The sequence below is a fragment of the Floridaenema aerugineum BLCC-F46 genome, assembly GCF_041929345.1.
Taxonomy (GTDB): domain Bacteria; phylum Cyanobacteriota; class Cyanobacteriia; order Cyanobacteriales; family Aerosakkonemataceae; genus Floridanema; species Floridanema aerugineum.
In genome coordinates, this window is record NZ_JBHFNQ010000066.1 from 42413 (window position 1) to 49081 (window position 6669).

Annotated in this window: 7 protein-coding genes; 6 read left to right on the forward strand and 1 reads right to left on the reverse strand. The window is 37.1% G+C overall.

Features of this window, described 5'->3' with window-relative positions; all coding sequences use genetic code 11:
- Positions 1-173: 173 nt before the first annotated feature.
- The 5 genes from ACE1CC_RS09225 to ACE1CC_RS09245 all read left to right on the forward strand — a co-directional run bounded on the left by ACE1CC_RS09225 (position 174) and on the right by ACE1CC_RS09245 (position 4427).
- Positions 174-878 (forward strand): MBL fold metallo-hydrolase, encoded by a 705-nt coding sequence (locus ACE1CC_RS09225; RefSeq protein WP_413270169.1) that lies wholly within the window; start codon positions 174-176, stop codon positions 876-878.
- Positions 879-889: 11 nt separating this feature from the next.
- Positions 890-1318 carry a YeeE/YedE family protein gene (locus tag ACE1CC_RS09230; protein WP_413270170.1) on the forward strand — a complete coding sequence of 143 codons (429 nt, stop codon included), beginning with the start codon at positions 890-892 and terminating at the stop codon, positions 1316-1318.
- Complete coding sequence (locus ACE1CC_RS09235) at positions 1315-1734, forward strand: DUF6691 family protein (RefSeq protein ID WP_413270171.1); 420 nt, start codon at positions 1315-1317, stop codon at positions 1732-1734. The genes ACE1CC_RS09230 and ACE1CC_RS09235 overlap by 4 nt, the downstream gene beginning before the upstream one ends.
- Before the next feature lie 16 nt (positions 1735-1750).
- Positions 1751-3520 (forward strand): SulP family inorganic anion transporter, encoded by a 1770-nt coding sequence (locus ACE1CC_RS09240; protein ID WP_413270172.1) that lies wholly within the window; start codon positions 1751-1753, stop codon positions 3518-3520.
- A 256-nt stretch (positions 3521-3776) separates the two neighbouring features.
- Positions 3777-4427 (forward strand): cadmium resistance transporter, encoded by a 651-nt coding sequence (locus tag ACE1CC_RS09245; RefSeq protein WP_413270173.1) that lies wholly within the window; start codon positions 3777-3779, stop codon positions 4425-4427.
- Between the two features lie 31 nt (positions 4428-4458).
- On the opposite strand, the gene ACE1CC_RS09250 is transcribed toward ACE1CC_RS09245, so the two are convergent.
- Positions 4459-5256, reverse strand: a complete 798-nt coding sequence (locus ACE1CC_RS09250; protein ID WP_413270174.1) for a sulfite exporter TauE/SafE family protein — start codon at positions 5254-5256, stop codon at positions 4459-4461.
- 1068 nt (positions 5257-6324) lie between these two features.
- Between ACE1CC_RS09250 and ACE1CC_RS09255 the strand changes: the two genes are divergently transcribed.
- Positions 6325-6669, forward strand: a 345-nt coding sequence (locus ACE1CC_RS09255) for a TSUP family transporter (protein ID WP_413270175.1), incomplete at its 3' end; no start/stop codon positions are given.

The following is a 6669-nucleotide window of genomic DNA, read 5'->3' on the forward strand; positions in this document are numbered from 1 at the left end:
GTTGACGATCACTAGCTAATAAGGTTCTCGCAGGTTCAGTAAATCCCTTTACCCCCGCTGCAAAGTTTTTTATTGCTATTGTCAAATTGTAAAACTTAAATTACTATATAGCAATATAAGCAGAAAATAAATTTGCTACGCAACGATTTTAGACCCAAAAGGAGTCTCCAGCTATGCTATTCCGCCAATTATACGACAATGAAACCAGCACTTATACTTATTTAATTGCTGATGAAAACACCAAAGAAGCAGTTTTGGTCGATCCGGTAATTGAGCAAGTCGAACGAGATTTAAAGCTAATACAAGAATTAGGGTTAAAATTGCGCTATTGTTTGGAAACTCACATTCATGCCGATCATATTACGGGAACGGGTAAACTACGAGAAATCACAGGTTGTGATGGAATAGTGCCAGCAAATGCCCAAGCAGCTTGTGCTAACGGCTTTATTAAAGATGGGGAAGTATTAAAAATAGGTGATATTGAAATTTTGGCGATCGCTACTTTAGGACATACTGATAGCCATAACTCTTACTTAGTCAATCAAAATATATTGCTGACAGGAGATTCTCTATTTATTCGCGGTTGTGGAAGAACCGATTTTCAAAGCGGAGATCCCGGCTTAATGTACGACCACGTTACGCAAAAACTATTTACCCTAGCAGATGAAACCTTAGTTTGTCCTGGTCATGATTACAGAGGGCATTTAGTTTCCACAATTGGTGAAGAAAAGCAATTTAATCCCCGGTTTGTTGGTAAAGATCGGGCAAGTTTTATTGAGCAAATGAATAACTTAAACTTGCCAAATCCAAAGAAAATTGCTGAAGCTGTTCCAGCTAATCAACAATGTGGAAATATCGCGGTAATGGCAGAAACTTAAGGATTTAGATCGTGGCTAGTTTTAACTGGATTTATGCTTTAATTGGTGGCATTATCATCGGGTTAAGTGCCACCCTATTACTAGCATTTAATGGTCGAATTGCTGGTATTAGTGGAATTGTCAATGGCGCAATCGCCTTTAACAAGCAAGAAATTTGGCGTTGGATGTTTATCTTGGGTATGTTACTGGGTGGTATATTTTACGAATATACACTAGCTCCTGAACCAACACCCAAGTCTACATTCCTACCTTGGGCAATGATTCTTGGCGGTTTTCTAGTTGGTTTTGGTACCAGAATGGGTAGTGGTTGCACTAGTGGTCATGGAGTATGCGGATTAGGTCGATTATCTGTGCGATCGCTAGTAGCAGTTCTCACTTTTATGATTACTGCCATCCTGACAGTTTTTGTTGTCCGTCATGTTCTACGTTTAAGTATATGAAAGAGAAGCTAATAGCCTTGTTATCAGGAGTGCTATTTGGTTTGGGATTGGGATTTTCACAGATGATCGATCGCGATCGCGTACTGGGTTTTTTAGATGTTGCTGGTGCTTGGGATGCAACATTATTGTTTGTGTTGGGTGGTGCGGTTACGGTAACACTAATTGCCTTCCGATTTGTATTATGTCTGACTCACCCAATATTTGCTGACACATTTAATTTACCTACTAAGAAAGATATCGACAAACCTTTAGTTATTGGTGCTGCTATTTTCGGCATTGGTTGGGGAATTTGTGGATATTGTCCGGGGCCTGGTATCACTGCTTTAGTGTTAGGTAGTTGGAATCCGGTTTTGTTTTTGGTGGCGTTTATTATAGGTTCCTTAGCCTATAAACCTGTCTCTAGAAGGCAATTATAGTGTAAAAAAAAAGACAATGATTTCAAGATCGAAAAAACAAAAATGGTTCCATAATTGGACTAAAATATTTCCGATTTTAGATTGGAGTTTACACTATCAGCGCAAATATTTAGCTGGTGATTTAACAGCTGGAATTGTTGTTGGTACTGTCTTGATTCCGCAAGCAATGGCTTATGCTTTGTTAGCAGGTTTACCGCCACAAATAGGTTTATATGCTAGTATTTTGCCTCCATTAGTTTATGCGTTTCTTGGCACCAGTCGTCTGATTTCAGTTGCTCCTGTAGCCTTAGATTCACTCATGGTTGGTGCAGCAATTGCTCCGTTAGCAGCTGAAAATACGACAGAATATTTAGGATTGGCATTGTTGCTGACACTAATGATCGGTGCGATCGATATTTTAATGGGTGTTTTTCGGTTAGGATTTTTGGTGAACTTTCTCAGCCAAGCGGTAATTTCTGGTTTTATTAGTGCAGCTGCGATCGTGATTGCTTTTAGCCAAGTTAAACATTTGTTAGGATTAAAGGTTCCGCAAACTGAAAGTTTTCTTCAGTTATTAACTTATTTAATTCAAGGAATTACTGCAATTAATTGGGTTACGCTAACTTTAGGCACTGCCAGCATTTTAATGTTGATTTACTTGCCACAATGGTTAGGTAAACAACTTAAAAAATTAGAATTTAGCGAATTGGCAATCATGCCAATTACTAAAAGTGCGCCACTTCTCTTAGTAGTTGCCAGTTCGCTAATAGTTTGGTTTTTCCACCTCGATCAAATTGCTGGAATAAAAATTGTTGGCGAGATTCCGCAAGGCTTACCCTCTTTAACCTTTCCTAGTCTTGACGGAAATAGGATTAATAGTTTAATACCTGCTGCTTTTGCGATCAGCTTTGTAGGTTTCATGGAAGCATATTCAGTTGGGAAATTTTTGGCTAGTAAGCGACGGCAAAAAATTGAAGCAAATCAAGAATTTATTGCTTTAGGGGCAGCGAATATGAGTGCAGCTTTAACAGGAGGTTATCCAGTTGCTGGAGGCGTAAGTCGATCGGGTGTTAACTTTTCTGCTGGTGCTAATACTCCTTTAGCGTCAATTATTACGGCATTAATTGTTGCACTTACGGTGATGTTTTTAACGCCGTTGTTTTATTTTTTACCTCAAGCTTGTTTGGCAGCAATTATTGTCATGGCTGTTAGCAATCTTCTGGATATTGCAACACTGAAACGCTTATGGGTGTACAATAAAGCTGATGCGATCGCTTGGATAGCAGCATTTCTTGCCGTCCTAGTAACCAGTGTAGAAAAAGGAATTTTATTCGGTGCGATCGTATCAATTCTATTGCACTTATGGCGTACTAGCAAACCTCATATTGCTGTTGTAGGTAGAGTGGGAGACACTGAACATTTCCGTAATGTTTTGCGCCATAATGTTAAAACTTCTCCTCATATTTTAGCTGTGCGGGTTGATGCCAGCCTTTACTTCGTGAATACTAAATATTTAGAAGATTACTTACTGAAGGTAGTAAGCGATCGCCCAGAGGTGAAACATCTATTACTGGTATGTAGTGCAGTTAATTCGATCGATGGTAGCGCTTTGGAAACACTAAAAAGTTTAATTCTTGACTTAAAGACTAGGGAAATTGAATTTTATATGTCTGAAGTCAAAGGTCCAGTAATGGACAGATTGCGAAAAGTTGGATTTGTAGATGAATTAGGGAAAGGTCATATTTTCCTAACTACGGATCAAGCAATAAAATCATTAGATATAAAGGATGGAGACTGGGAAATATAGACTCATATTATGTTTGGTCGATTACCCCCCTATAGAGATATTGCATACAAGGTGTCTACAGAATTTGGAACTAAGGGGATTTCTACATTCAAGAGATAAGGAATTAGAATCACTTTGATGCTCAATAGTTTCAATTACAAATTTAACAGATACTCATTGATAATCTACTAAATTAGAGCCAAACCACAGATACTCATTGATAATCTACTAAATTAGAGCCAAACCAGAGTATATTACCCTTTTTTACATCTACGATATGACTAGTATAGGAACAGCTATTACTGAAGGAATCATCGCTTTTGCAGCAACGAATATTGATGACATCATTATTCTGTTACTATTATTCTCACAACTGGGCGAAAATTTTCGGCGGCGAAACATCATTATCGGTCAATATCTTGGTTTTGCGATTTTACTTGCTGCTAGTTTACCAGGATATTTCGGTGGTTTGGTTGTGCAGAAGGAATGGATTGGTTTATTGGGATTACTACCTATAGCGATCGGAATTAAGCAATTAATCGATCGCAACAAGGATGATGCACAAGTACAAACTGTAAGTAACGACTTTCAACAAAACTTACCCAGTAACTCACTCATAGCTTTTATTTTTAGTATTTTCAATCCGAAGACTTATCAAGTAGCCGCAATCACAGTTGCTAATGGAGGAGACAATATTAGTATTTATATTCCCTTATTTGCTGGTCAAAATCTTAATGACTTACTAATAATTTTGGGAGTATTTTTTATCATGGTGGGTGTTTGGTGTGGAATCGCTTACTCATTAACTCTGCATCGTGATATCGCTTATCTATTAAGTCGTTATGGTAAGTCGATCGTCCCTTTTGTATTAATTGGGTTGGGTTTATTTATCATGTACGAAAGAGGAACTTTTGAACTTTTGCGATAAGCCTACAGCACGCTATGCGATCGGCATCTAATTAAGCCTGATTAATTAGTTTCCAACTAACCATTGTGAGAATGCTATAAATAATCATACGTAGCGCAGGTTGTGGGGTAAGTTTGCAGAGTTTCGCACCAACTAAAACCCCCGGTACTGTACCTAACCAAATTGGCAAAACTAAACCCCAATCAACTGTTCCTAAACCTAAGTGTCCCATCGAAGTAAACACTAACAGAATGGAAGCTTGGGAAATATCTGTACCGACTAATTTTTGAGAATCAAGGCGGAAAAAGGTAATTAATGCCAGCGCAAACATTGAACCAGAAGCTACACTAGTCAAGCCAACTAAACACCCTAAAACTGCTCCAATTCCCATTGTTAATAACCGACCTGAATTAGTTGTTAAATCAAATTTGGGTGGACAAGGTAAATTTACTTGAGGCAGAAAAAGTTTTAATAATGATTGTGTTATTGCAGAAAAAGTAACTAACACCATCATAGTGCCAATTAAGCGAAGTAAAATACTATCTAAATTTAAGCCTTCAATTTGTCTGAGTAAATATAAAAGTCCGATTCCAGAAAGTGAGCCTGGTACACTTCCCAAAGCTAACCATTTGACTACTTCACAATCCAGAGTTTTTTGCTGCCAGTGTTTAACGCTACCAATTACTTTCATTAAAGTGGCAGCTACGACATCAGAACTAACTGCGATCGCAGGCGGCACCTGAAACAGAAAAATCAACATGGGGGTAATCAGCGATGCGCCGCCAATTCCTGTTAATCCCACAAGGATGCCTACTAGAAAACTCAATGGTGTTAGTAGTAAATAACTCATATCCGAATATGACCTCTGAAACTACCGTTGCCGACAATTTTGTTCAGTTTTTGCGATCGATTATCTTGCACTACGACTCGGCTTATTTGCAACTCTCTTAGGCTAATAAAATAAATCCGCTAACTCGATCGACTTACCGTATTTTACTGTAACTATTACCAAAAAGCTATAGATTGTAGTATCTGCCTATACAGAATTGCCCAAAAGCCTCTTCAGATCGAGCTAACAGCCATTCAGTTTGCCATATTCATTTAAATAATTAATCACTTCAAGTTATCAATTCAACAAATAAGAGTGTTTGATTTTATTGATTTAGCTGCGTAAAGTAAAACTAAAGTCTTTAAAGCAGGTGAAATTAGCAGGATGATTCCTAATTTATCTCAAGCAGATATCAATGCCCAAACTCCCAATCCCCAACTTATTGATTAGATATTGTACAGTTCAATAATCGATTTAGAGGTTATTTGTTGGGCAATAACCTCTTTTTTGTTTTTATCTAGATGACAGAATACTGACAAGTTGACACAGTGGGGTTATAAGTTAACCTTATTAAAACAAACTATGGAAAAACCAACCGAGAGAGTACATTTATTTCTAAAAAAGCCATAATGTAACTAACTTGACCATAAACAATAACAAAGTATAACTTTTATTTATAGATTACTAAGTTGGTAATCTTTTCGGGTTTTAATAATAGTAAAAAAAACCTAAAGCTAATTAGTAATTCGCTTGATTTTTACTCAAAATTAATTTACTATCTTTATTCATGGAGAAATCCTAAATTCAATGAAAATACATCTATCTTTGGAAAGAATATATAAGCAAAGGAGTAATTGCCAAATGAAAGCTCTATCCATAAAGGATAATACTGGAGAGTCCTATATTAATAGATATAAGGGATTTGCTCTAGCCATTCCTAGAATAGTTAACATATCCTTATTAGTGTAGTAACTGAAGTTAACAAGCTGGAGATTTAACTTAATGCGTATATGGATTTACAGCTATTGCTGAAACATCTAAAGCTGTTATTACTAAATAGTAAAAATTTATAGGAAAGAGGTGCAGACATTGGATATTTGGGAATTTACTTTATTAGTTTGGATAGGTTCATTTACTGCTGGCTTTGTGGGAGCATTGACTGGCTTAGGTGGTGGCGTAGTTATTGTTCCCTTATTAACTTCAGTATTTGCCGTTGATATTCGCTATGCTGTTGGTGCTTCTTTAGTTTCTGTGATTGCTACTTCATCCGGTGCAGCATCTGCTTATATTAAGCAAGGTTTCACTAATTTACGGTTAGGAATGTTTTTAGAAGTAGCAACAACAATGGGAGCATTAATGGGTGCCATAATTGCTGCTTTTATTTCTGTTAAAGCACTAACTATTGTCTTAGCAGTTGTTCTACTGTATTCAGCT

Excerpts from the sequence above, each read along its gene's own strand:
- ACE1CC_RS09240 (WP_413270172.1), top strand. The coding sequence starts at position 1,751 with ATGATTTCAAGATCGAAAAAACAAAAATGGTTCCATAATTGGACTAAA.
- ACE1CC_RS09250 (WP_413270174.1), bottom strand. The coding sequence starts at position 5,256 with ATGAGTTATTTACTACTAACACCATTGAGTTTTCTAGTAGGCATCCTT.
- ACE1CC_RS09225 (WP_413270169.1), top strand. The coding sequence starts at position 174 with ATGCTATTCCGCCAATTATACGACAATGAAACCAGCACTTATACTTAT.
- ACE1CC_RS09245 (WP_413270173.1), top strand. The coding sequence starts at position 3,777 with ATGACTAGTATAGGAACAGCTATTACTGAAGGAATCATCGCTTTTGCA.
- ACE1CC_RS09235 (WP_413270171.1), top strand. The coding sequence starts at position 1,315 with ATGAAAGAGAAGCTAATAGCCTTGTTATCAGGAGTGCTATTTGGTTTG.